The following is a 26224-nucleotide window of genomic DNA, read 5'->3' on the forward strand; positions in this document are numbered from 1 at the left end:
AACAAACCCGCAAATCGCTCAAAAGTGTGCTGCTGTTCACAGCGAGCGTAGTACGAAGGTACCAATCAGGTGCCTGCAGAGATTCACCGGCACAGGGAAGTTTGCCAGCCCCTCTCGGCGCTGGCACCCTTGTAGCCGCCACGCAAGATTCCGTGGCCCTGAAAAAGAGTTGTTCATTCTATGCACATCGCCAAATTTCACCGTTTGCCCCTCGCTATGGGCCTGGTGGCTTTGCTCAACGCCTGCACATCCAGTGTCGAAACCGGCCCCATAGACGACCTGGAGCCAGACCCGGTTGTCCTGGATGTGCCCATGGCCTACATCGACCGCCCATTGCCGGTGGATGAAGACGACAACCCCATTGAAGACGATGTGCTCATGCCACAAACCTTCATGGCCGGCGCGGTGTTGTACCTGAAAGACCGCGCCTCCAGCTCAGCGGCACAGGTGGATATCACCTCTCAGGCCTGGCCAGAGGGCGAGTTGTACGACGTGAAGGATCTCACCGCCTCTTACGACGGTGAGCGCTTACTATTTGCCATGCGCGCGCCCAACATTGAAGGCGCGGACGAAGAAGACCAGCCGCGCTGGAACATCTGGGAATACGACATCCCTTCCGCTACCCTGCGCCGGGTCATTGCCGACGACATTCAGGCCGAAGTGGGCCACGACGTGGCACCCCGCTATTTGCCCGGTGTCGAGCGCAAAATTGTGTTTTCTTCCAACCGTCAGACCCGTTCGCGCGCGATTCTGCTGGACGACAGCAAACCCCAGTATTCGGCCCTGGACGACAGCCGCAACGAAGAAGCCTTCGTGCTGCACGTGATGGACAATGACGGCACCAACATCCAACAGCTGACCTACAACCAGTCGCACGAGATGTCGCCACTGGTAATGCCCGATGGGCGCATTATTTACACCCGCTGGGACCGCGTCGGCGGCAACAATCAGCTGAGCTTCTACACCATCGATCCCTACGGCATGCACCAGGCACTGCAATACGGCTATCACAGCCAGGATACCGGTACCGGTGGCAGTGACGCGGTGCTGGTGCGGCCCCAGGCCATGCCCGATGGCCGCGTCTTCGGCATCAATCGCGCCCGCATCAGCCAACGCTTTGGCGGCGACCTGGTGGCGGTGGATGTGACCAACTTTGTGTCTGCCACCCAGCCGGTCAATGGCGGCACCGGTACAGAGGGGCAGGTGTCCGTGTTTCCACTGCCCCTGACCACCGATGATTCGCCCGCACTGGCCGGCAGCTACTACTCGGCCCAGCCATTGTTTGATGCCACCAACCGCTATCTGGTGAGCTGGAGCCGTTGCCGCGTGCTCAATCCGGACACCGGCCTGCCGGTGAGCTGCACCGAAGACAATCTGGCAGCCGCCGATGTCCAGCTGGCCGACCCCCTGTTCGGGGTTTACATTTTCAATGCCGATGAGCAAACCCAACAGCCGATTCTGCTGCCCACCGAGGGTCGCATGCTGGTGGAACCCCTGTTGCTGATTCCGCGCACTCCCGACAACCTGATACCACCGCCGGTGGCCGACATTGACTACGATGCCGCCCTGGCCGAGGAAGGTCTGGGCAGCCTCTACATCAAGAGCGTCTACGATTTTGACGGCACCGCCAGCCTGGCAATTGAATCCGTGCGCAATCCCGCCAGTCCCGAGTTCGCCGCCCGCCCTGCCCGCTTCTTGCGGTTGGTCAAAGCCGTGTCCATTCCCTCCGACGAGGTGCTCGACTTTCCCAATACCGCCTTCGGTCGCTCGGCCGCCAATGGCATGCGCGAAATCCTGGGTTATGTGCCCATCGAGCCGGACGGCTCGGTCATGACCAAAGTGCCGGCCGATGTGGCTTTCACCTTCGACATCGTCGATGTCAACGGCCAGCGACTGAATGCTGGCTTGCGCCACAACAACTGGCTGCAGGTACGCCCCGGCGAAAAACGCACCTGCAATGGCTGCCACACCCGCCAGAGCGAGCTGCCCCACGGCCGTATAGATGCCGAAGCGCCGTCTGCCAATGCCGGCGCACCCACCGATGGCGTGTTCCCCAACACCAATCCTTTGCTGCCGGCGCTCATGGGCGAAACCATGGCAGAGGCCTACACGCGGGTTAATGGCGGCGACGTGCGCACCCCCAGCGTGAATATCGAGTACACCGATGAGTGGACCGATCCCATGGTCACAGCGCCCGAGGCCGACTTCAGCTATGCCTACAGCGAGGTCCCTGCCAGCCCGGATAACGCCAATTGTGGCCTGAAGGGCTCACCCTGGAACGGCTTGTGCCGTGTGACCATTCACTATGTGGACCACATTCAACCGATATGGGATCTGGCACGACCCGACGCCGTGGACCCGATGATCGACAACCAGTGCAGTGGCTGCCACCGCGCCACCGATGACATGGGTGTGCTGATTGATCCCGACGACCGCGGCCAACTGGAGTTGACCGCCGATCCGGACCCCCAGCAACAGGCGCACTTCGTCAGCTACCGCGAGCTGCTGTTCAACGATGTGATTCAGGAAATCAACGAAAATAACCAGCTGGTGGATAAACTGTTCCCGGTGTTTGATGCCAACGGCAACCCGGTGTACCTGGTTGAGCGGGATGCCAATGGCGATCCGATTCTGGACGAAAACGGCAATCCCATCCTGATTCTGGACGAAAACGGCATGCCCATTCAGGAAACCGAAACCCGTAACATTCCGGCGTCCATGAGCAGTAACGGCGCCGCCAACAGCAACCGGTTCATGAACAAGTTCACCCAGGCACCGGGCACCAACGACACCGTGGATCACCGCGGCATGCTTAAGCCCGGTGAGCTGAAACTGTTGCGCGAATGGCTGGATCTGGGCGCTCAGTACTATAACAATCCCTTTGCAGTGCCTGTAAACTAGGCCCTTTACTCTAATCGCGGGTGGCTCGTTGCCACCCGACTAACAATAATTCAGGCCTCCTTTGCATGTGGTTTAAGCAACTCAGCTGCGTATTGATAGCCGGACTCTTCAGCCTTCCCGGTTTTTCTCAGTCGGAAGCGACCTGACAACGACGGCTGGTTTGGCTTTTTTGCCGAACAACCCCCGCTGATAGTCACCGTGGACGACGCCTATATTGAAATGCGCACCGGCCCCGGCCGCGGCTTTCCGGTATTCCACGTAGTGGAAAAAGGCGAAGCCATTACCTTACTGAAGAAGCGCACCGACTGGGTCAAAGTCAAAACCAAGCGCGGCCAGAGCGGCTGGGTTTACCGGCATCAGCTGGCGCTGACCTTGGGTCCCGACCAATTACCGGTGACACTCAAACCCAGCGGCCGTGACCTTTATGAAGACCACAGCTGGGAATTGGGCCTGGCCATGGGCCAGTTCGGGGGCGTCGATTCGCTGAGCTTTTACGCCGGTCACCGCTTTACCCCGAATCTGCAAATGGGCTTCAGCCTGTCACAGGCCACCAGCCGCATTGCCGATTCCAAAATCGGTTACCTGCGCTTGCAACACCAGCCCTGGCCACATTGGCGCATTGCCCCCTTTTTCGAGTTGGGCGCGGGCGCCATCCACTCCACCAAGCGCTCGGCACTGGACCAGCCGCTGGACAGCACCGATGCCAGCTTGTTGATCGCCACGGGCGTGAATATTTATCTGAGCCGCAGCTTCATGGGCCGGCTCGAATACAACAACCATAGAATTCTCACCAGCCGGGATGAGAACGAAGAGGTCAGCGAATGGAAAGTTGGATTCAACGTGTTCTTTTAAGTGCGCTCATCGGCCTGCCAATGGCCGCGGCGGCACAGGACCAAAGTAACACCGAGAGCGTACTCGATAAAATTGTCACGCCCGATATGGAACGTCGGCACATCGAAGAAGATCAGCTGGATACAGAGGACTTCGAAATCGGCGTGTTTTATGGCTACATGAGTATCGAAGATTTCGCCGGCAGCTGGGGCCCGGGCCTGCGCGCTGCTTACCATATTTCCGAGGACTTTTTTCTCGAAGGCAATTACGGCCAGCACACCGCGGGCTTGAGTTCGGCAGAGATTGGCGGCGGCCTGCCCTCACTCACTGACGAGCAACGGCAATACACCTATTACAATCTGAACCTGGGCTACAACCTGTTTCCCGGTGAAGTATTTATCAGCGACGACTGGGCCTTCAACTCCACGTTTTATATTGTCGGTGGCGCGGGCAACACCACCTTCGCGGAAAATCAGCACTTCACCTACAGTTTTGGCGCCGGCTTCAAAATTTATTTTACCGACTGGATCAACCTGCACATTGATGCCCGCAACCACGTGTTCGAGCGCGAGCTGCTGGGCTACAACAAAAAGTGGGTCAACAATATGCAAGCCAATGTGGGCTTGGCCATTTTCTTCTGATTGAGGTACGCATTATGCTGAAAAAAATGCTGATTCTGGGCACCCTGTTATTTTCCGGTCTGGCACTGGCCTCCGGCGAACTCTCCGGCCCCGCACCGGATTTCACCCTGAAAAGCCGCGACGGCAAAAATATCCGCCTGTCCGATCTGCGCGGTCAGGTGGTGATGCTGAATTTCTGGGCCTCCTGGTGCGGTCCCTGCCGCCAGGAAATGCCGATTCTCGACGACCTGTACAAGCGCTACGGCAAAGCCGGTTTCACGCTGCTGGGTGTCAATGTGGAACAGGATTCTTCGCTCGGTGAAAAATACCTGAAAGACACACCGGTTAATTTTCCTATCCTTTGGGACCCCACCTCCAAGGTCTCGCAGATGTACAACGTGGACGCCATGCCCAGCACCGTCATGATCGATCGCGACGGCAACATGCGCTATCTGCACCGCGGCTACAAACCCGGTTATGAAAAAGACTACAAAAAACAAATCAAAGAGCTGATCCGCGAATGAAACTGGCCATCGTTGCCTTACTGGCACCTTTTTGCGTGGCCTGCTCCAGTGTGGAGCCCTGGGTCAAACCCTACGAACGTCAGAATCTGGCCGATCCGATCATGGCAATGGACCGCGATCCCGTCTCGACCCAGTACCTGAATCACGTGTATGAAGCGCGTGAAGCGGCGCGGGGTGCTGAAGGGGGATCAGGAGGTGGCTGTGGCTGTAATTAAATATTTGCGCACAGGTCTGCTGGCCGTCGCCGCAGTTGCAGTCTCTGTGCAGGCAGCGGTATTGCCCGAGGATCGCATCGATGTGCTTTACCACGGCTACGATGGTGGCGGTGCCGAAATCAAGGGCCCCAGTATTCTGGTGCGCAAACAATTTGCCGATACGGTCAGTGTTTACGGCAATTATTACGTGGACATGGTATCGAGCGCGTCCATCGATGTGGTGACCACCGCCAGCAGTTACGAAGAAGAGCGCACCCAGTATTCCGTGGGCGCCGATTACCTGACCGGCAAAACCACCATCAGCGGTGGCATTACCCGTTCCACAGAAAATGACTACGATGCAACCACCTACGGTTTCGGCGTCAGTCAGGATTTTTTTGGCGACCTCACCACCTTGTCGATGGGCGTGTCTTTCGGCGATGACATCGTACGCCGCAACGGCGATGAGGAATTTGAAGACGAAGCCAGCCGCGTGCGCTATTCGGTCAATTTGTCGCAAGTGATTACCCGCAACCTGATCATGGGTGCCACGCTGGAATCGGTCATTGACGAAGGCTTCCTGAACAACCCCTACCGCAGCGTGCGCTATTGCCTGGACGGCGACGCGGACACCTGCGGTTCGGCAGCCTACGAGGCCGAACTCTACCCGCGCACGCGCAACAGTGATGCATTGGCCATCCGCGCCAAATATTTTCTGCCCTACCGCGCCGCGTTAAAGTTCGAGGCGCGCGGCTATCAGGACAGCTGGGGTATTGAGGCCTACAACTGGGAACTCAAGTACGTTCACCCCATCAATGATCAGTGGCTGGTGGAAGCCAAGTTCCGGCAGTACAACCAGACCAAAGGTGCAGACTTTTACCGGGATTTGTTTGATTTCAAAGAACAAACTAATTTCCGCGCGCGCGATAAAGAACTCGCCGTTTACACCAACAATAATTTTGGTCTGGGCGTGACGTATGAAGTGCGCGCTGGCTGGCTATCCTGGTTTGATCGCACCACCGCCAATCTCTACTACGACTTCATGCAAATCAGTTACGACAATTTTCTCGATGCACGCCAGTCCGACAGCCGCTTCAATGATGCACCGGTGACGCCCGGACAGGAAGAAGCCTACGCCCTGGATGCGCATGTGATCCGCGCGTTTGTTTCGTTCTGGTATTGATGTATTGGTAGGAGCGGCGGGGCGGCCATCCGCTTCCCGGCCGCGAAAGGGTTAGCACAATTTCGATTCGATGGTGCCGTACCTTTCGCGGCAGGGAAGCCGCTCCGACAATTTACTTGGGGCACATATCCACCCACCAGAGATCCTTTTCGCACAGGGGGGTCGCTTCGGGCAATAACGGATTTTTCAGCGCGATAACGCGCCGCTCTGGCAATTTCAGCTGGCTGATCAGGTCACCAAAGTAGCACTGTCACCGGATCACCCACAAATGGCGCCGGCGTTTTTTGTGTTTGTGCTAGACGGAATTTTTACCGACCAACCCATCGCCCGCGCTGCCTGGCCGTTGGCGGTGGTGTGGGTTGCCGCCTTGCTGGTAAGTTTGTTGTTGCGTCTGGCGTGGAATCGCTGGCGTAAGAAAAAGGCCGAAGCACCGGCGGCGGAGGCCAATTAATCGCTTCAGTATATTCGCGGCGGGGCGGCCATCCGCTTCCCGGCCGCGAAAGGGTTAGCACAATTTCGATTCGATGGTGCCGTACCTTTCGCGGCAGGGAAGCCGCTCCGACAATTTACTTGGGGCACATATCCACCCACCAGAGATCCTTTTCGCACAGGGGGGTCGCTTCGGGCAATAACGGATTTTTCAGCGCGATAACGCGCCGCTCTGGCAATTTCAGCTGGCTGATCAGGTCACCAAAGTAGTGCTGGAATAAGTCATCAAAATCACCCTCGGCGATCATGCGTCGCAATCCTGCTTCAATGTCCCCGGCCAATTCAACGTCGTCCGGATGAACAAAAAAATACATGGCAGCGGGGTAGCGGATAATAAGGTGGGGATCCAACGCGAGTTGCGGTTGATGCTCCAGCTCCTGCAGCACTTCCGTCACTGAGCGCGGAAAATAGTCAAACCGGCCCGCCACCAGCATGCGGAACAAGGCGGCGTAGCCACTCCCCGGCACCACGGTGAGCTGGTTAGCCACCAACACCTCGGTATCGCTCCACACGTACATCTGGCCGGCACTGAACTGACGCAGTTGCTCCAGGTTTTTTACCCCCGCCAGCAAGTCGGTTTGATCCGCACGCACCAGCGCGACCCGGTTGCCCATCAATCCTTTATTCAGCGGAATCCGGATCGGGCGATGGCTTTGTTCCCGCTCGCGCGTGGTCATGCTCCAGACCACGTCCAGTCCCAGGCGGTTGCGCAAACGCAGGAAATTACGTGCCTTGGGCGCCTCGTGTTCGCTGGCACGGATCTGATAACAGCGGGGGCTGTTGGCCAGCGCCGAGCGGAGTAACTCGACCGGATAGGCCGCCCGCCAATGATCACTGGATTTGGGGTACACCAGTTGCCGGCAGCTATCGGTCCCGGCCAGTGCTACCGTCGCCGGCAACACCAACCAAAAAACGAAACACACAATGCGGACAGTGCCCATCCGACTCCTGGCTTTTGCAGTAACTAACGGCCCAGACGCTCGATCCCGGTCTGGATCAGACGTTCATGTTCGGGCGACAGTGTCTGTAAAGATACAAGCCCATTGCGCAATTCGCCAGCCATTGCACTGTCGGGTGGCAATAACTCGAGTATTTCAAAGCGTAGCAACCACTCTTCCGGGTAGTCAGAGAGCTTGTCGAGCACCGCCGCCAGCGCGGCCTCGTTTGCTTGGCCTGCGTTTCGCAAGTCACGTAACTCCTGATAGAGCGCAAATAACAGCGCTTCTTCGGTGCTGTGGTGCACCCGTTGGGTCTGCTCCGCAGGCGCGTGCTGATAAAGGCGATAGCGATCCTTATCGGCAGTGCCGCCGAACACGCTGACAATGCGGTCGCCCACAGCCATGTCGTAATTGCCCCAGGCGGGATCAAACAATACATCGCCCTCGGCACCATCGGGTTTGACCGGACCGGTGACCCGGCACTGGCTGAAAGAAAACAGAATGTTTTTATGATCGCGCCGTTCGATGTGATCCAGCTGCCCGGTGACTCGCACGCCCGACACAAAATCCAACACCACCGGTTGGCCCACGGCTATGCCCACCGCTTTCATCTCGTCGATGGTGTACTCGGACAGGCAGCGGGGCATGTCTTTGATCTTGCCCACCGGCGAGCCAAAACCCTCGGCGTGATAGTCGGTACTGTGGCCATGCAGCTCGCGATTGCCCCAGGCCAATTGCGTGGGACCTTCGGTGCCGAGATAAATCACATTGTCCATGGCATCGGTGAGCACGCGGACAAATTTGCCGCTGATCTGCAGGCCACTGTTGTAGACCGCGGTATTCACTGTCTGGCATTCGATGGCTTTGCGCAACGAACCGGCACCGCCCTTGCGATAGGCCATGCCGTGGGCAAAGGTCTCCAGTACCTGGGTCAGGTGTTTGCAGCTTTTGGTGACGAATAACTGGGGTTGTTCGCGAGTGATGTCGTAGGGCGTGTTAATCGCATCTACCGTCAGGGGCAGTTTGCGCACCCTGGTGTCATCGGTGCAGTTGACGCCCTCGCCCAACGATGAGAGCAGGCCGGCACCGAATATCTTGTAATTATCCACTTCGCCCACCAGGCCATACTCCACTGTCCACCAATGCAGGCGCGACAACAAACTGGCTTCGCTCGGTTTTTCCTGACTGTTGGTCGCCAGCGCCTGTTGCAAATGGGATTCCGCCTGTGCGATATCCTGTTCGGTTGAGCGGGGCGACTCTTTCACGATAGATAGGTGACGGATAGCTTCGTACACCGCGTAGTCGCTGGCGGTAGACAGGGCTTTCATGCCGATTTCGCCAAAGCGCTGCAAAAACTCTGCGTAGTCCACGTCCACGATAAACGGCGCGTGCCCGGCCGATTCGTGCACGATATCCGGCGCCGGGGTGTAAAGCATGTGGTGAACCGAACGCATATCCAGCGCGATCACAAGAATTTTTCGCGCCTGGAATTCCATGAAAATAGCCGGCGGAATAAAACCGTCTACCACCACCGCCTGCCAGCCGATGCGTTGCAGGCACTGATTCATATCGTCGATGGAGGGAATCTGGTCGAGGCTGATACCGGTTTTACGCAGCCCCTCCAGGTATACCGGATGGGCGTGTTGCGCCATGTGGCTCGCCAGCGATAACAGCAAAAACCGCCAGACCGCGTGATCGCGGGGCGTGTATTGGTTGTAATCCTGCAGTTTGACGAACTGGCGCAGGTGCGCGGGCAAGCTGGCTATCAACTCCTGCTGGCTCATAGACTTCCTCATGACAACGGGCATTGGACGCAGGCCGGACGAAATGCCGGCCAGAATGACTCAGTATAGAGTCTGTCCATCAGCAGTTTGTCTCTATTCGTGTCGGCAAGTGGGACATTTAAGGTGACTTTCACCGGAATATAGATCAATGGTGGTAAAAAACACCTAACCTTCCACCTCGAGCTTTTTAAACAGATCCGCAAACAAACGCCCGGGACGAGGCTTGGTCTGTTCACTGAAGGCCAACGGACGGCACAGGCTCATGGCGGTGATGCCGATGCGGTAGGTGTAGAGGCCGGCAGAGAAGCCCTGTGCGACCCGGCCCGACAAGCGCGCGAGCACTTCGTGAGACAAGGCCTGTCCCGCCACTTCCGACCCCAGCTCGATAGCGCCCATGGTGGCAATCTGGCGATAGACCTGAAGCAGTAACCGGGTTTCCAGAAACGGACTGGGCGGCAAGCCGTAGGCGCGAGCCACCTGCCCGATCAACGACAAATTGCCGGCCACCGCCAGAACGAGGTCCAGCGCCAGAAACGGGCTGGCCGCAACGCCCAGCGCCGTGCGCCGGGTCGCGCGCACAACCGCGGCCTGTGCCTGCTGGTCACATTGCGCGGCCAACAGTTGATCGAAATAATCAAAGCGCTCGTTGTCGTTGGCGTATGCACCGGTGCGTTGGGCCAGCCGGTTGAACCAGGCCGACGACGAGGGCAGCAGCCTTTTCACCTGTTCCGACCAGGGCCCGAACACGCCATCCACGGCACCGACCCGCAGTTGGCCTGCCTCTATACGCAAACCTTCCAACGCTTCTACCCGCCGCATATTGCGCCGGGCGCGCCAGAGCTTGTGGATCAACCAAACACCGGGAATGCCAACCAACAAGCCCGCCCCCAGTCCGAGGCTCCAGTGTAACTGGCCGGCACCCACCACCAGCATGGCGGCCTGCAGGCCGACAAAGCCGCCCACAAACCAGGCCGCCGCTTTAGCAATGCCGCTATAGGCCAGCAGCCGGTTGCCCGCCCAGCCCGGATCGGGCGTATCCTCAATGTCCTCGACCTCAGTGCTAGCCACCGCCAGTTGCTTTTGTTCTGCCGCTGAGATCGGCTCCAGCCAGGGGCTGGTCTGGGTTTTGGTGGGTCGGTTCACGGCATCAATTCCTTCAGTAACAGTTGGCACAGGTGATCCATATGGATGCTGGGCCAGGTGCTGTGGCTGGGATCGGCCAGGGGGGGCGGATCAAGCCGGGGCGGAGCCCAATCGGCCAGCCGGGTCCAATCATTGTCGGTTGGCCACCCCCTCGGTAAATGTGGGTGCTTAAGCCAGGCCGGCCCGGCAGGGGTCTCTACCCACAGCGCACGTTCGCCATCGCGTTCACCCAGATGGGTGCCGGCAATCGCTGACAACTCGAGGTGATCCACCTGGACCGATTCAAACCGGGCCGCCTGCACGGATTCGGCTACCAATGCCCGCATCAGCTCGGACAGCGCTTTGCGCTGACTGGGCAGCACGCAATCCAGTTTGGTGGCCACAAACGTGAGCTGTTCGATTTTGGGGGCCAACAGGCGATCAATCCAACTGTTGTGGCCGTAATGGAATAACTGCAGTACCCGGGCGAGCGATCGGCGTAATTCCTCCATCGCCAACTTGCCGTCACCCAGGGCACCGAGCAGATCAACCAGTACCAGTTGATGATCCACCTGCTCAAACACATCGGTCAGGAAGGGTTTAACCCAGTCCTGCACATAGGCGCGATAGCGCATCGCCATTTGCGCACCCCAGGAACCCGCCGGCCATTCGCTGCCATCCGCATTGACCATGGACAACAACGGAATGAACCGGGGTAACGACGCTGGCAGGTCGCCTTCGTCCAGGGCGTAGCGCCCGGGATTGATGATATGTAATCCGCGTGCTTTGCACGCCAGCAAGAAGGCGCGGTAATCGGCAAACAGAGATTCAAATACCGATGGCTCAAACGGAGCGCCGGGGTCGAGGTCAAGCAAAGCGCTGTACAGCGCAGGCGCCATGGCATTGCGGGGTTCGTTGTTGAACTGGGTGAAGCAATCCTGCAGCCATTGCTGGTGGGTCATGACCGCCAGAGGCAAGTCCATCAACCATTCACCGGGATAGTCCCACAGCTCCACCTGCGTGCTCACAAAACCCTTATTGCGCAGATCGCGCCACCGGGAACCGGGCTTTACCCTGACTTCCAACAGGGCACGGCTGAGCGCGCGGGTGGGCTCCGGCCATTCGCCGGTTTGCAGCCGTTGCTGTTGCTGCGCATAGGGGTAGTCGGGCAGGCTGCCATCGGTATTGAGCAACTTTGCAGATAGCCAGCAGTGGCCGATGTCGGGATACCAACCCTGCGCCTGCTGAAGGGGCAGGTGCTGAAGCTGGGTAATGAGGGATGTCAGCAAGGTGGATTTACCGGCGCCACTGAAACCGGTTATGGCAATACAGCGGCGATTGCCCAACGCACGGCGCAGACCGCGCTCGGCGTTGTGGGCAAGCTGGCTGGCGCTGTCACGCGACCGACGGGCCCCCGATTGCAGGCGCCGCTTGAGAGAATCAATCGATGGCAAGGTGTGTCCCTACATGGCAGAAGACCCTAAGCCTACGCAAAAATCCATCAAAACCCCAGTGACCGCTATCGCATGTCAGTTTCGCTTTAACGCCGACCCGGAAAGGGCATGATTTTGTCGCGTGTCACCGCGGCCGGCTGCCAGTGCGCACGCCAATACTCAAAGTCCTCACAGGTACGCGGCGGCAAGAAAAAATAGCCCTGCATCAACCGGCAATGAATACCAACCAGGTAGTCCATCTGTTCCTGGCTCTCAACGCCTTCAGCCACCACCCTGAGATTAAGCCCCTGCGCCAGCTTCATAATGCCTTCAGTCAGGCGCTGGTCCTGCGGATTGGTCAGTATGCCGTGAATAAAACTCTTATCCAGTTTCACCACATCAAAGGGCAAAGTGCGCAGATAGTTAAGAGAGGAATAGCCCACACCAAAGTCGTCGAGCGAGATTTTCAGCCCCATGGCCTTGATGTCGCTCACCACCGCCATCGCCACTTCGGCATCGGCAATGAGCACCGCCTCGGTCAGCTCAATGCCCAGGTACTCCGGTGGCAACTGGTGTGTCTCCAGCGCAGTGCGCAATTTTTCGAGGATGTTTTTGTCCCGGAAGTGCAACCCGGATAAGTTAATGGAAACCACCAGGGGCTTGCCCTGGTCGATCCACATTCTGGCCTGCTGGCAGGCCTGATCCAGCACGTAGTAATCCACCAGCTGGATCAGACCGGATTCTTCCGCATAGGGAATAAACACATCCGGCGCCAACAAGCCGTGTTTTTTATGGCGCCACCGCACCAGCACTTCACAGCCGTATACCGTGCCGGAGACTGCATCAATCTGCGGTTGATAATAAAGCCGGATATCGCCGGCCTTAACCGCATCGCGCAAATCATTTTGAACCATCAGGCGATGCTGCGTGGTTTTTTCCATCTCGCCATGGAATAACTTGTACTGGTTTTTGCCGGCTTCTTTGGCGGCATACATGGCAATGTCCGCGGCCCGCTTGAGGCTTGTCAGATCCGTACCATGTTCCGGATAGAGCGCGCCACCAATACTCATCGTCACGTCCAGTCGCTTGTTGTTCACCACGATGGGTTCGCTCAATGCACGCAATAGCTTGTAGGCTATCCGGTCGGCCGAGGTGGTGTGTTTCAGCTCCTCCGCCACAATCAGGAATTCATCACCGCCAAGCCGGCAAATAATGTCTTCATCTCGCATGGTGGCCAACAGCCGTTCAGCAATGGTTTTCAATAGCTCGTCACCCACGTCGTGACCCAGGGTATCGTTAATATTCTTGAAGTTATCCAGATCGATGAGAAACAAACCAAAAGGCAGGTTAACGCGCTTTGCGTGAGCCACCACCGAGCCGATTCTTTCTGCTAGCAGCGCGCGATTCGGCAGGCCGGTCAGCGCATCGTGAAAGGCCCGATGACGGAACTCGTCGGCCAGCTTCTCAAGCTCTGCCGTGCGTTGCTGGACGGTTTTTTCCAGCATCAGATCGCGTTGTTCAATCTGATCCAGCATCCGGTTAAAGTCAGCGGCCAGCTCACCCACTTCATCGTGGCTCATCACCGGCGCGCGCAAGGAGTAGTCGCCTTCCTCCGTGACTTTCCGCGACACCTGGTTCAGGGCCTGTACCGGACCGGTAATGGCTTTCTGTAAACGCAGGCTCAACAGATAAATCACTGCACTGATCACCATGAACACCAGCACCGCCTGCTCGACGGTGCTGGTCACCTGCGCCACCAGGCTTGCGTCACTCACGTAGGCCGTCAGTTCACCAATGGCTTCGCCGTCCAGAATCACCGGAATTGAAAAAGATTCACCACTGAAGGCTTCCGGGATGTTTTCCCAGGTATATTTCCGTGCCGCCTGGAACAACTCCACTGCCTGAAAGTCTGCGTCAGTTTTGGTGACGGAGATGGCGAGAAAATCGCCATCAACCTGCAAACTGCTCAATAATTCATGCGCACTTTGCTCATCCTCAAAGATCACCGCAGCGCTTATGTTGGTGGCCAGAATGGCTAATTGGGTTTCCACCTGATGATTGCGCTTGGTTTCCAGCAAGGCGATAGAGGTAGATAAATAAATCAGCGTTAATGAACCCATACCCAACAAAGCGCCAGCCATAACAATCGTCAGCAGACGCGTTCTGATTTTCCTGAATCTGAAGCCCTTCATCACGGATTCACCTCCCGGGCCAATCCAAGGAGTTTTGCGCTGATTTCAATATTATTGGTCTTGGCGTTGCCGCGATTAATATCGAAACTGAGTTTGGTACCACTCATCACCAGACTTACTGCGGCATCCGATGAATCCAGCCCTTCATCGACCACCAATAAGGTGCCAGACATCGCAGGCGGGTGATTCCAATTGCCCTGCACCCAAAACAGCAGATCGCAGTGGTTGGCCGTCTCGCCGGTGGGTAGCCAACGCACCGACAAGGCATCGCCGGCTTTGAGCTTGACCTTGTTCAATTCAACGGAAAGCTCCGGGTCTTCACCACTGATACACACCGTGCGGGCTTCGGATTCTTCCGGCCAATACACGAACTTGGTGAAGTAGTAGATGTAGGCCGCCTTGAGTGATGCCGTGCGATTTTGCGCAATTGCGTCGGCGTTCGGCATCAACGCCAACATCGCGGACAGGAGCAGCAACAACCTCACTTGAGCTGCCACTCCAATTTGACGGAAACCGCGGGTGCTACGCCGTAATCGCCGGTGTTGAAGATTTCCCGGGTCGCCTCAATAGTCACTGGCTGGCCCAGATTTCTGGCAATGACAGACAGTGAAGTTCTGCGGTTCAGCCGGTATTCAACCCGGGCGTCCAGCACCGTGTAGGCATCAAACCGGTTGGACCCGTCAACGTATCGTAGCCATGCGTCCAGCTGCCATTTGTCTGCGGGATTCCACAGACCGCGCACCGAATGCTGCCACGTTGGCACTCCGGCAGCATAAGCCAGATCGTCACCGATAATGCTGTCGCTCACGGGAATATCCATGTGGATGTAAGACCCGCTGTACTGAAAAAACACGCTCGATGCGGGCCGGTATTGCAGGCTCCACTCAATGCCGTCACTGCGCTGCTCGATGGTTCCCGTGGTCACCACTGGCAGATGCAAATAAGGCGTCCCGTCTTTGAGCCTGAGTTCAGGATCACCCACTTCACCGGCGCCCAGGATATTGTCGTAATCATGGCGATAAACGGTGATATCCAGATCAAACGCGTCCGACGCCGACCATCGATAGCCCAGCTCCCATGCCGTCAGTTCCACATCTGCCACCTGATTGCCATCGCTCACCAAAGAAATCCTGCTTGGCAGATTCGTGGGTGGGGACGGCGGCAGGGTCAGGATATCCAGTTCGCTCTCGCTGTTGAGCACCCGATTAGGCGTGCTTACAGCGCGGGACACCGCAGCCCACAAACGCTGGTTATCGCGAACTTGCCAGAGTGTGCGCAGCGAGGGTTGCAATGAACTGTCGGTCAGCGAGTTACTGTCATAGCGCAGGCCAAGGCTCATCAGAAAATCCGGATTGAGCTGCCAACTGTCCTGGAAAAAAATGCTAGTGGTAGAACCATTCTGTTCCGCAGGATTCAGGCGTACATCCAGGCCGTCATCGGTACTGGCAAAATAGGAGCTGGTATAGCGTGCATAAATGCCGGCGGTAAGCTGGTGACTGTTACCCCATCCTCCGGACCAGCGTAATTCCGCATCGATATTGTTGGTATCCCAGCGGTACAAAGAAGAACGGCGTACCATGTCATCGGTGCTCAGGCGCCAATCCCATTGGCCCGCGTCGGTAGGCAATTTGCCATACACCGCCAGGTAGTAGCCGCGTTTGGAATCGTCGCTCACGACAGCGATTGCGCCGGGCGGCGAGAGCGTCTGAACAGACCAGGGCACCTCTGATTCAACACCCACGGCGCCGGCGCGGATATCCAGTTCGCTACGTCCAAGAGGCATAGACACCGTGGCATCAAGGCGCAGATTTTGCCAATCCTGATCGTCGATCTGGGCGCGGCTTGAGTCCAGCCCTTGCAGGGTCTGGATATGCCCACTGAGGCGATAGTCAACGTCATCTCCCAGACGGCCCTGACCACCCACGAAGGCAGAACCCTTTTCCTCGCCCTCGCCCAATTGGGCTCTCAACTGCAAGCCCGGCTCACCCGACCCTTTACGGGTAATAATATTGAGTACGCCATTGACCGCATTCGCCCCCCACAGGGTGCCTCCCGGGCCGCGGATCACTTCTATGCGTTCAATGTTTTCCAGACTGACATTCAGTTCGTCCCAATTGACGCCAGAGAACAGTGAAGTGTATTGCGACCGACCGTCGATCAGGACCAGAAGGTAGCGCGAAAAACGGCCGCCCAGTCCGCGCGCGGATACCGCCCATTCCGTAGCGGTAATGCGCGAGACCTGAACCCCCGGCACCATACGCAGGGCATCCGGTATGTTTGATACGCCGCTGCGACGGATGTCTTCGCGGGTGATCACGAAAATGGCTGAAGGCGTATCCTGAAGCACTTCCTCGCGCTTGGACGCGCTGGTCACCACCGCATCCATTTGCATGAGTTCTTCGAGCGGAATGTCGATGAGATCGTCTGCGCCCATTTCGGGCATCGCATCGGCACAGGGTACAACGCCTGCCCCAACCAGACACCAAGCAATCATCCGACGCATACAGCAGCCTCCACACTAATGTAATAGTTATAGACGCTGCCGACGCTCGGGGTGATTCTTAGAATTTAACGTTCTATTCGGGCTTACTTTTATTAGAAGTGCGTAACCACCGATTTATAGGTTGCGGTCATTTTTTGCGGGTCGAATGGTGGCTTGAAAAAGCCGTGGTAATCACCCATTGGGTTGATCAGTGCTATGTGGGCCGAGTGATCCATCGTATAACTATCGCCCTGCATCACTTTGTTGAATGCCACATTCAACTGATTGGCAAAGCGCTTGATCTGCAGGAATTCACCGGTGACACCGATGAAGTCCGGATTGAAATAGGGCACATATTGATTAAGGATCTCTGGCGTATCCCGCGCGGGATCAACGGTCACCAGAATCACCTGAGTTCTGGCCTGCCACTCTGGATCCAGGCTCCCGTACCAGCCGTTGAGCTCGGCCAGGGTAGTGGGACAGATGTCAGGGCAATGGGTAAACCCGAAAAACACCAGACTCCACTTCCCTTGCAAACGGGCGCGATCAAACACCTGGTTGCTCTGATCGATCAGCGCAATGTCGGCAAAACGACGGGGCTGGTCAAACACAATCAGGCCATTGAGCTGCATTTCTATGTTGCTCATCTGCCGCGGCGTCAGCATTTTATTCAGAAAGCCGGCCAACACCAGCAGGATAAACAGTACCAGTAAGGTGACAGTGATTTTTATACCGCGCTTCTGCGCGGTACTTTGCTCAGTCATGAAAGGTCCTACAGCAATGTATGGGTCGGCGTGACCCAGTAGTGATCCAACAACATGATGACAAACAACGCCATCAAATAGACGATGGAATACTTGAAGGTATCCATACCGAATTTAGGGTCTTCACTGGTCAGCATGCGTACCGCCCAGTAGATAAAACCAGCGCCCAGACAAATGGCGCCCAGCAAATACAGCCAGCCCATCATGCCTGTTAGGTAGGGTAACAACGTCACCAAACAGAGGATGATGGTGTAAAGCAGAATGTGGATTTTGGTATAGCGCTCACCGTGCGTTACCGGCAGCATGGGAATATCCGCGTTGGCATATTCTTCTTTGCGATGCACCGCAAGCGCCCAGAAATGCGGCGGCGTCCAGGCGAAGATAATCAACGCCAGCAAAATGCCATTGGCATCCATGCTGCCAGTGACAGCCGTCCAGCCCAACAAGGGCGGCGCAGCTCCCGCCAGACCGCCAATCACAATGTTCTGTGGTGTGGCGCGCTTGAGAAACAGGGTGTAAATCACCGCATAGCCGAGCAGCGACGCGAGGGTCAGCCAGGCGGTCAATGCATTGACAAAAACCAGCAGGATGATCATGCCAGCAAGACCTAACAACAAGGCAAAGGTCAACGCCTGCAACGGCGCCAAACGCCCCTTTGCTACCGGCCGATTAAACGTGCGCGCCATGCGCTGGTCGATATGCCGGTCCACCAAATGATTGACCGTCGCCGCAGAGCCGGCACACAGGGCAATGCCCAGATTACCGAGCACGAGAATATCCAGGGGCACCATGCCCGGCACCGCCAGCATCATGCCGATGACCGAGGTCAGGATCATGAGCATGACCACGCGTGGCTTGGTCAGTTCGTAGTAATCCCGCCAGCCCAGCGATTGCTCCAGTGAAGTTGCGTTACTCATTGCGGTCTCCCGAGCGTTGCCCTGTTATTGTTTTCATTTCAATGTTCGCGCGTTAATTTCAACATGCGTTTGATATCGGCCAGCAAATCATTGCCAGAATGTTGCCGCTGATAAAACATCATGGCAAACCCCTGGTTATCCACCATGTAATAAATCGCGTCACGGCTGTTGGTCTGGGCCAACCATTGATGCCATTCGGCGGCATCGACCAACAGCGTTTCGCTGTCCTGATATTCATTGGCCAGGGTTTGTGCCAAAGCGGGATTCCATAGCGCGCGATCCACCAACACCCAACGCGCCACTTTGGGGTATTTTTCGTTCAGGCGCTTGTGCACCTGACGGGTCAGGTACAACGCTTGCTCGCAATCGGCTTCACAGGGCGACATGATCGGCACCAGAAAACGCCAATGGGCCTCGAACTGATCCCAGTTCACTGCGTTACCATCAACATCGGTCGCATTCAATTCAAACAACAGCTTGGCAGGTGTCAGCAGTTCGCCTTTGTTGATGGTGCCGGTGGGCATGCCGAGCCCGGTTTTGAACACCAGGTAGGCCGCTATCATCGGACCGAGAATGACCGCCAGCATGAGGTAGCCATTGCGGTTACTTTTTTGTTGCAGCGTCTGATCGGACGGCGCCGGACTGCTCACGTGATCATTGGACACGGTTACTTCATCCCTACACTTCATCATTATTATTGCTCTGCTGCAGGCCCAGCCATGGCAGGAGCGTTGTGTTGGTGCACACCAACAATATCAAGAGCGCCGCAGCCATGCAAAACCATTGCACCGCATAGGCCCGATGTTTTTCCGGGCGTACATTCACCACGGATTGCACAACCACCAATGCGGTAGCGGACACCGCATCCAGCTGTACCACTGCCTGCAGGTCCAGCCCACTGGCCACCCGCAAATCCGCGAGGTTGATATCCAGAATGCGAGGATCGTCCGGCGTAAGCGTCGCGGCCTGAGTCATCAGATTCAAACCGGGCTGGAGGATTTTGCCGGTCAGCAAATGGCGATCTTCAGCAAGATCAATCACCGGCAGGCGGCGGTCGGGGTATCCGGCTATCCAACCCCGGTCAATCAACAACCAGGTCTTGTCAGTTTGCACCGGCTGCAACAGGCGATAACCCACCTGACCGTGATAAACCTGATTGTCCAACAACCAAAACCGGGAGGGATGAAATGTGCCGGTCAGAACAACCGGCGTATGGGGCGCCAACGCTGTCAGTTGCTCACCGGCATGGCGGGAAATATCCAATGGCGCACTGAGAGACAGCTGCCGGGCTTCGAAAAGCATCTGTTGCTTCTCCCCCGCGCGGGACAATTGCCAGAAACCCAGACTCACGAGCAGTGGTAAAAAGCTCAGTCCAAGTACCAGTAACCTGATATTGGGGGTAAAACGAAATGCAACCGGGTCTGCTGCTGGCATCTGTACCTCATTGCCAGTGGGTCGTGTCGGGGGTTATGGTGTGACCCCGGCCATCTGAATGCATCAGGAAACGACTATGTGGCTTAAAGCGATCATTGTTTTGCTGTTTTTGGCTGTACTCGCCTCGTTGAGTAGCGGCCTGGTTTTTTTATTAAAGGATATCGGTCAAACCGATTCGCGTCGGACGTTATATGCACTTGGTATCCGGGTCAGTCTTGCCGCCTGTCTGTTGGCGGCAATTGCCTGGGGCTTCTATTCCGGCGAGCTGGCCAGTACTGCACCATGGGATCGCGCGCTGCGTTAACGCAGCGCGCTTTTACTGTTAACCAAACACATAGACAAAAATAAACAGGCCGACCCAGACCACATCCACAAAGTGCCAGTACCAACTGGCCGCTTCAAACCCGAAATTGTCATCGGATTTGAAATGCCCTTTCAGCACGCTGCGCAGCCACATAACCAGCAGCATGATGGTGCCCAGCGTGACGTGCGCGCCGTGGAAACCTGTGAGCATGAAGAAGGTGGTGCCGTAGATGCCGGACTCGAGCGTCAGGCCCAGGTCATTGTAGGCATGCCCATATTCCAGCGCCTGCAGTACCAGGAAGCCAAGACCCAGCGCCACGGTGATACCCAACCAAAGGTTAAAGCCTTTGCGGTTGTCATTTTTAATGGCGGTGTGGGCGAAATGGACGGTCACCGATGACGTCAACAGCACGATGGTGTTCCACAGCGGTAACCACGTCCACACGTTTTCCACCACGCTGCCACTGAGACTTTGCTCCGGGCCGACCACCGTGGCATTAGCGCCGTTTACCGCGGCATCCGGGGTGGTCATTAACGGCCACTGGTTTTCAAACCCGTTCCACAGCAGTTGATTGGTCATGCTGTCGTGATCGCCTTCGCCCGCCAGCCAAGGTAACGCGAAGGTGCGAATGTAGTAGAGCGCGCCGAAAAAGGCGGCAAAAAACATGACTTCAGAAAAAATAAACCAGCCCATACCCCAGACATAGGATCGTTTCAGCTGTGCAGAATTCAGACCATTCATGTTTTCATCGATGACCGTGGCAAACCAGTTCCACAACACCACTGCCATAATGAAACCACCCGCCATGAAAATCATCGGGCCGTTGTCATTGCCGTTGATCCAGTGGGCGGCACCGAAAACCGTCAGAAATAAACCGAGACTGGCAAAGATAGGTAATTTACTTTGCTCGGGAACGTAATAGGTTCCTTCAGTTGCCATATCGCTACCCCGCGTTATTTTATTTGTTCAGTTGTCCGGCTGCGTCAAGTGCTGCCACCTGCTCTGGTGCCACGCTGTCGGTGATATCGAACAACGTGTAGGACAGAGTGATGGTATTCACATGCGGTGGCACATCGAGATCGACAATAAACTGCAATCCCAGCTCCGCTTTTTCGCCGGCTTTTAAGGGTTGATTGTTAAAGCAAAAACATTCGGTTTTGTGAAAGTACTGTGCGGCTTTAAAGGGCACCACACTGGGAATCGCCTGCGCCACCATATCCTTGTTGGTCGGATTAAAGGCATGGTAGATCACATCCACGGGCTGCCCCGGATGAACACGGATCGATTGCACACCGGGCCGGAATTGCCACGGCATGGAGTCGTTATTGGTGGCGACAAACTGGACCACGATTTCACGACTGGTATCCACGGCGATGTCCCGTGCCTGATATTGCTCGCCGGTTTTGCCATTGAGTCCAGTGATTTCACAAAACGCATCGTACAGAGGCGGCATAACGAAAATCGCAAAGAAAAACATCCCCACACCCAGCGCCACCAATTTGGCGCTGAGCAGGGCGATATTTTTCTGCTGTTCGTTTGCCACGGCCGATTACTTCACTTCAGGCGGCGTGCTGAAGGTGTGGTATGGCGCGGGCGAGGGAACCGTCCACTCCAGACCATGGGAACCTTCCCACACTTCCGCGGTGGCTTTTTTGCCGTTGCGGATGGTCGCAATCACATTGAACAGGAACATAATCTGGGCCGCACCAAACAGGAAGGCACCGACTGAAGAGATCATATTCCAGTCTGCAAACATCATGTTGTAGTCCGGAATCCGGCGCGGCATGCCCGCGAGGCCCGCGAAGTGCATCGGGAAGAAGGTCAGATTCAAACCGATGAAGGCCATCCAGAAGTGGGTTTTACCCATCAGCTCGTTGTACATATGGCCGGTCCATTTGGGCAGCCAGTAGTAAACCGCGGCGGTGATCGAGAAAATCGCGCCCGGTACCAGTACATAGTGGAAGTGTGCCACCACAAAGTAAGTGTCGTGATACTGGAAGTCCGCCGGGGCAATCGCCAGCATCAGGCCGGAGAAGCCCCCGATGGTAAACAGGATCACGAACGCCACTGAGAACAGCATGGGTGTTTCAAAGGTCATGGAGCCTTTGAACATGGTGGTCACCCAGTTAAACACCTTCACACCGGTCGGCACGGCAATCAGCATGGTGGCATACATGAAGAAGAGTTCACCGGCAATGGGCATACCTACTGTAAACATATGGTGTGCCCACACAATGAAACTCAGGAATGCAATCGATGCTGTGGCATACACCATGGACGCATAGCCGAACAACGGCTTGCGCGCGAAGGTCGGGATGATTGCGCTCACGATACCGAAGGCCGGCAGGATCATGATGTACACCTCGGGATGACCGAAGAACCAGAACACGTGCTGGAACAGGACCGGATCACCACCGCCGGCGGCGCTGAAGAAGCTGGTGCCAAAGTGGATATCCATCAACATCATGGTCACCACGCCCGCCAGTACCGGCATTACCGCAATCAGCAGATAGGCGGTGATCAACCAGGTCCAGACGAACAACGGCATTTTCATCAGCGTCATGCCCGGTGCGCGCATGTTCAGGATGGTGGCGATGATGTTAATCGCGCCCATGATTGAACTCGCGCCCATGATGTGCACGGCAAAGATAAAGAAGGTCACGCTCGGGGGTGCGTATTCGGTCGACAAGGGTGCATAGAAAGTCCAACCGAAGTTGGGCGCACCGCCTTCCATCAGCAATGTGGAGGACAACATTGCAAACGCGAACGGCAGAATCCAGAAAGACCAGTTATTCATACGCGGCAGCGCCATATCGGGTGCGCCGATCATCATCGGCACCATCCAGTTGGCCAGCCCCACAAAGGCCGGCATGACCGCGCCGAACACCATCACCAAACCGTGCATGGTGGTCATCTGGTTAAAGAATTCCGGTTCAACGATTTGTAAACCGGGCTCAAACAATTCGGCGCGAATCACCAGTGCGAAAACACCGCCGAGTAAAAACATCGCAAAACTGAACCACAGGTACATAGTACCGATGTCTTTGTGGTTGGTGGTATAGAGCCAGCGGCCAATACCTTTTGCAGGACCGTGTGCCATGTGCGAGCTCCCCTTAATTGCCTTGTTGGTAGTTCACAACGTCGATTGGCTGCACCTCAGAACCGGTGTTGTTGCCAAAGGCGTTGCGCTGGAAGGTGATAACGGCGGCGGATTCCACCGGCGTTAACTGCTCACCAAAGGGAGGCATGCCCTGACCACCGTTGATCACGCGATTCAGATGCTCGCGCACATCACCGTTGGCGATGGGGCTGCCGGCAATGGCCGGGAAGGTTGGCGGAATGCCTTTACCGTCGGCCTGGTGACACGCCGCACAGTGCTTCACATACACCGCTTCGCCTTGCGCATATAACTCGTCAAAGGTCAGCGTTTGTTTGGCCGCCTCGGCAATCGCCGCGGCCGCCTCACGTTTTTTATCCATCCAGGTTTCAAATTCCGCCTGTTCTACCGCGCGCACCACAATGGGCATAAAGCCGTGGTCTTTACCGCACAGTTCAGCGCACTGACCACGGTAAATACCGGGCTCGTTCACGCGCGTCCAGGATTCATTGATAAAACCGGGAATGGCGTCTTTTTTCACCGCCAGATCCGGTACCCACCAGGCGTGAATCACGTCATTGGCAGTAATGAGGAAACGCACTTTTTTGCCCACCGGGATGACCAGTTCGTTATCCACTTCCAACAAATAATTTGGATTCTTGGGCGCAAGATTGTTGATTTCGTCAGCGGGCGTGGACAGGTTGGAGAAAAAACTCACATCCTGATTCAGGTATTCGTACTTCCACTTCCACTGATAACCGGTCACCACAATATCGATATCGGGTTCGCTGGTGTCATAGATTTTGATCAGGACTTTGGTGGCCGGCCAGGCCATTACCACCAGAATCACGATGGGGATAAAGGTCCAGGCCAGTTCGAGCGAAAGGCTCTCGTGGAAGTTGGCGGCTTTGGCGCCATTGGATTTACGGTGTGCGATCATGGTGTAGAACATGACACCAAACACCACCACACCTATGCCAACGCACCACCAGAAGATGTCCATGTGCAGCCCGTATATTTCCTGGCTGACATCGGTCACTCCCTCGGTCATGTTGACCCCCCAACGCTGCACCTCGTCAGACGCCCATAAAGGGGCTGACAGTGTGAGGCCCAGCAAGCAAGCAAAACTGCTCTTTGCTTGTTTCAGCATGCCCATTGTCTCCGTGTAGCAGGTACACCACACGCACCCAACGGCAGTGATGGCACCCAGTTATGCTTATTATTTCTACTTCACAAGGATGGACCCGGCGGAACGCAGACAGCGCTCACAAATCCCAGCCGGTTTCAACGGAGGATAAAAAAGACATTACAATCGGCTTTCGCCCATTGCCTGTGTATCGTTTGCGTGCCGGCGCTTGTGGCCCCGGACACAGTTACAGCAAAGCCGTCACACTGATACAAGCTAGTGCGATCTGCGCTCAAAAGTCAGCGGATACCAGGTGCTTTTTCATCAACCGAGGGGTACATCCAACAAACTGCGGCAAATCGTCGCATGAATAGCCTCTCTAAGAAGCCATAAGCCGAGAAAAAAATCAACAAATTTATTATGTTACGGTTACTTTTTAATCAGTTTGGGCATATAGCCTGTGACTGAAAATTCCTATCGCCTGAGACTCTGGACCATTGCCTGGCCCCTGATTCTCACCAACCTGACCCAACCGCTTTTAGGCATTGTCGATACAGCCCTGCTGGGCCATCTGCCCGATGCCCGCTATATCGGTGCCACCGCACTGGGCGGGTCGCTTTTAGCACTGGTGTTCTGGGGCTTTGGGTTTTTGCGCATGGGCACCACCAGCCTGGTGGCGCGTGCCTATGGCGCTGGCGAAATCCGGCTTGCCGATCATTACACGCGCCTCAGCCTGCACCTGGCGGCAATGATTGCGCTGGCACTCTGGCTGGTGGCGCCCTGGAGCCTTGGGCCCGCCATTGGTCTGATGGGCAGCAGCGCCGAGGTCGCCGAATCAGCGCGCAGCTACAGCCTGATCAGGCTTGCAGCCGCACCGGCAACCCTGTGCAATTACGTGCTGCTCGGTTGGTTTATCGCCCGGCAGGACAGTCGACGGCCTCTAGTGGTCGCGTTGACCACACAATTGCTCAATCTCTTGTTGGATATCCTGTTTATTCTCGTATTGGATCTGAAAAGCGACGGCGCGGCCCTTGCCAGTGCAATCAGCGAGTATCTGGGCCTGTTTTTATTCGCCTGGTTTTTCATCAGGAAGAACCCCGGATTTTCACTGTTTATTCGCGAAAATCGCAGCGGATACGGGGAGTTATTTCAAATTAACCGTGATCTGATGGTGCGTACCTGTTGTCTGCTGGCAAGCTTTCTTTTCTTTACCAGTCAGGGTGCCCAGCAGGGCGACGTCGTGCTGGCAGCCAACGCGATTCTGATTCAATGGGTCCATCTGGTGTCTTATGGCCTTGACGGCCTGGCGCACGCCACCGAGGCACTCACCGGCGAAGCCCATGGTGAAAACAAACCACACCGACAGCGCCAGATTCTGCATTGGGCGAGTATCGACAGCCTGTGGGTAGCTGGCGTTTTTTCTGCACTGCTGTGGCTTGGTAAAGACACCATCATTGCGCTTTTTACCGGCATTGCGCCGGTACAGGCGGCGGTCCATGACTATGTGGTTTGGGTGCTGATTCTGCCCCCGTTGTCTGTGGCCGCTTATGTGCTGGATGGGTTTGCCATCGGTACGGGCGCCAGCCGAGCCATGCGCAACAGTATGTTGGTGTCTTGTTTCCTGGTGTTTTTGCCCACCTGGTGGCTGACGCTGGATTACGCCAATCACGGTTTGTGGCTGGCGCTGACGCTCTTTAACGTGGCACGCGGTTGTTCTCTGGGCGCCCTCACCCTACCTGCGCTCAGGCATCAATTGCGCCAGAATTAGATGATCTTGATCTTAGGTCTGAGAAGATATCTGCTACATTCATATGACAGGGTTGTAACCGCTGCGGTGCCGGTACCACAGGTTTTGAACCTGACGTAAGGCACTTGGGCGTTGAAACATT

At 56.3% G+C, this 26224-nt stretch carries 24 protein-coding genes; 9 read left to right on the top strand and 15 right to left on the bottom strand.

All coding sequences use genetic code 11. The features are described from left to right. Nucleotides 1-180 precede the first annotated feature (180 nt). The 7 genes from M5M_RS11980 (at nt 181) to M5M_RS12010 (ending at nt 6704) form a co-directional block, all read left to right on the top strand. Nucleotides 181-2901 (top strand): HzsA-related protein, encoded by a 2721-nt coding sequence (locus tag M5M_RS11980; protein ID WP_015047761.1) that lies wholly within the window; start codon nt 181-183, stop codon nt 2899-2901. Nucleotides 2902-3099: 198 nt separating this feature from the next. Next, nucleotides 3100-3753 carry an SH3 domain-containing protein gene (locus tag M5M_RS11985; RefSeq protein ID WP_015047762.1) on the top strand — a complete coding sequence of 218 codons (654 nt, stop codon included), beginning with the start codon at nt 3100-3102 and terminating at the stop codon, nt 3751-3753. Continuing rightward, nucleotides 3723-4373, top strand: a complete 651-nt coding sequence (locus M5M_RS11990) for an outer membrane beta-barrel domain-containing protein (RefSeq protein WP_015047763.1) — start codon at nt 3723-3725, stop codon at nt 4371-4373. The genes M5M_RS11985 and M5M_RS11990 overlap by 31 nt, the downstream gene beginning before the upstream one ends. Before the next feature lie 14 nt (nt 4374-4387). Continuing rightward, complete coding sequence (locus M5M_RS11995; protein ID WP_015047764.1) at nt 4388-4876, top strand: peroxiredoxin family protein; 489 nt, start codon at nt 4388-4390, stop codon at nt 4874-4876. Next, a complete protein-coding gene (locus M5M_RS12000) occupies nt 4873-5091 on the top strand; it encodes a DUF4266 domain-containing protein (RefSeq protein WP_015047765.1) in 219 nt (72 codons plus the stop codon). Before M5M_RS11995 ends, M5M_RS12000 begins: the two co-directional genes overlap by 4 nt. Beyond that, a complete protein-coding gene (locus M5M_RS12005; protein ID WP_015047766.1) occupies nt 5078-6253 on the top strand; it encodes a DUF3570 domain-containing protein in 1176 nt (391 codons plus the stop codon). The genes M5M_RS12000 and M5M_RS12005 overlap by 14 nt, the downstream gene beginning before the upstream one ends. A 268-nt stretch (nt 6254-6521) precedes the next feature. Further along, nucleotides 6522-6704 carry a hypothetical protein gene (locus M5M_RS12010; protein WP_015047767.1) on the top strand — a complete coding sequence of 61 codons (183 nt, stop codon included), beginning with the start codon at nt 6522-6524 and terminating at the stop codon, nt 6702-6704. Nucleotides 6705-6819: 115 nt separating this feature from the next. Here the strand turns inward: M5M_RS12010 and M5M_RS12015 are convergent, their stop codons facing one another. From M5M_RS12015 to M5M_RS12065, 11 genes are all read right to left on the bottom strand, one after another. Then, a complete protein-coding gene (locus M5M_RS12015; RefSeq protein WP_015047768.1) occupies nt 6820-7683 on the bottom strand; it encodes a substrate-binding periplasmic protein in 864 nt (287 codons plus the stop codon). 23 nt (nt 7684-7706) lie between these two features. After that, nucleotides 7707-9464, bottom strand: coding sequence for an aromatic amino acid hydroxylase (locus tag M5M_RS12020; RefSeq protein ID WP_016389385.1), 1758 nt, complete (start codon nt 9462-9464; stop codon nt 7707-7709). A 165-nt stretch (nt 9465-9629) separates the two neighbouring features. Then, nucleotides 9630-10607: a YcjF family protein gene (locus M5M_RS12025; RefSeq protein WP_015047772.1), complete on the bottom strand. Its 978-nt coding sequence runs from the start codon at nt 10605-10607 to the stop codon at nt 9630-9632. After that, nucleotides 10604-12040, bottom strand: coding sequence for a YcjX family GTP-binding protein (locus M5M_RS12030; protein ID WP_015047773.1), 1437 nt, complete (start codon nt 12038-12040; stop codon nt 10604-10606). Before M5M_RS12030 ends, M5M_RS12025 begins: the two co-directional genes overlap by 4 nt. 86 nt (nt 12041-12126) lie before the next feature. Further along, nucleotides 12127-14211, bottom strand: a complete 2085-nt coding sequence (locus M5M_RS19610; protein ID WP_015047774.1) for a putative bifunctional diguanylate cyclase/phosphodiesterase — start codon at nt 14209-14211, stop codon at nt 12127-12129. Continuing rightward, nucleotides 14211-14687: a YfiR family protein gene (locus M5M_RS12040; RefSeq protein WP_144062440.1), complete on the bottom strand. Its 477-nt coding sequence runs from the start codon at nt 14685-14687 to the stop codon at nt 14211-14213. The genes M5M_RS19610 and M5M_RS12040 overlap by 1 nt, the downstream gene beginning before the upstream one ends. 5 nt (nt 14688-14692) lie before the next feature. Beyond that, nucleotides 14693-16714, bottom strand: coding sequence for a TonB-dependent receptor plug domain-containing protein (locus M5M_RS12045; RefSeq protein WP_016389387.1), 2022 nt, complete (start codon nt 16712-16714; stop codon nt 14693-14695). A gap of 92 nt (nt 16715-16806) precedes the next feature. Next, a complete protein-coding gene (locus M5M_RS12050) occupies nt 16807-17457 on the bottom strand; it encodes an SCO family protein (RefSeq protein WP_015047778.1) in 651 nt (216 codons plus the stop codon). An 8-nt stretch (nt 17458-17465) separates the two neighbouring features. Next, nucleotides 17466-18374 (bottom strand): heme o synthase, encoded by a 909-nt coding sequence (gene cyoE / locus M5M_RS12055; protein WP_015047779.1) that lies wholly within the window; start codon nt 18372-18374, stop codon nt 17466-17468. Nucleotides 18375-18412: 38 nt separating this feature from the next. Further along, a complete protein-coding gene (locus M5M_RS12060; RefSeq protein ID WP_144062441.1) occupies nt 18413-19066 on the bottom strand; it encodes a hypothetical protein in 654 nt (217 codons plus the stop codon). Further along, nucleotides 19053-19808: an SURF1 family protein gene (locus M5M_RS12065; RefSeq protein WP_016389389.1), complete on the bottom strand. Its 756-nt coding sequence runs from the start codon at nt 19806-19808 to the stop codon at nt 19053-19055. Before M5M_RS12065 ends, M5M_RS12060 begins: the two co-directional genes overlap by 14 nt. Before the next feature lie 76 nt (nt 19809-19884). Here M5M_RS12065 and M5M_RS12070 point away from each other — a divergent pair, with 76 nt between their 5' ends. Then, a complete protein-coding gene (locus tag M5M_RS12070; protein ID WP_015047783.1) occupies nt 19885-20112 on the top strand; it encodes a twin transmembrane helix small protein in 228 nt (75 codons plus the stop codon). An 18-nt stretch (nt 20113-20130) separates the two neighbouring features. On the opposite strand, the gene M5M_RS12075 is transcribed toward M5M_RS12070, so the two are convergent. Genes M5M_RS12075 through coxB form a run of 4 tightly spaced genes read right to left on the bottom strand, consistent with a single transcriptional unit; the run spans nt 20131 to nt 24359 of the window. Then, nucleotides 20131-21051, bottom strand: a complete 921-nt coding sequence (locus tag M5M_RS12075) for a cytochrome c oxidase subunit 3 (protein ID WP_015047784.1) — start codon at nt 21049-21051, stop codon at nt 20131-20133. A 19-nt stretch (nt 21052-21070) separates the two neighbouring features. Beyond that, nucleotides 21071-21655 (bottom strand): cytochrome c oxidase assembly protein, encoded by a 585-nt coding sequence (locus M5M_RS12080; protein ID WP_015047785.1) that lies wholly within the window; start codon nt 21653-21655, stop codon nt 21071-21073. A 6-nt stretch (nt 21656-21661) separates the two neighbouring features. After that, entirely contained in the window at nt 21662-23212 is a 1551-nt protein-coding gene (ctaD, locus tag M5M_RS12085; protein WP_015047786.1) for a cytochrome c oxidase subunit I, read from the bottom strand. A gap of 13 nt (nt 23213-23225) precedes the next feature. Next, complete coding sequence (gene coxB, locus M5M_RS12090; RefSeq protein ID WP_016389390.1) at nt 23226-24359, bottom strand: cytochrome c oxidase subunit II; 1134 nt, start codon at nt 24357-24359, stop codon at nt 23226-23228. A 436-nt stretch (nt 24360-24795) separates the two neighbouring features. Here coxB and M5M_RS12095 point away from each other — a divergent pair, with 436 nt between their 5' ends. After that, the gene (locus M5M_RS12095; RefSeq protein WP_015047788.1) at nt 24796-26103 is read left to right on the top strand and encodes an MATE family efflux transporter; all 1308 of its coding nucleotides are present in this window, start codon (nt 24796-24798) and stop codon (nt 26101-26103) included. Nucleotides 26104-26224 lie beyond the last annotated feature (121 nt).

The organism is Simiduia agarivorans SA1 = DSM 21679 (assembly GCF_000305785.2).
GTDB lineage: Bacteria > Pseudomonadota > Gammaproteobacteria > Pseudomonadales > Cellvibrionaceae > Simiduia > Simiduia agarivorans.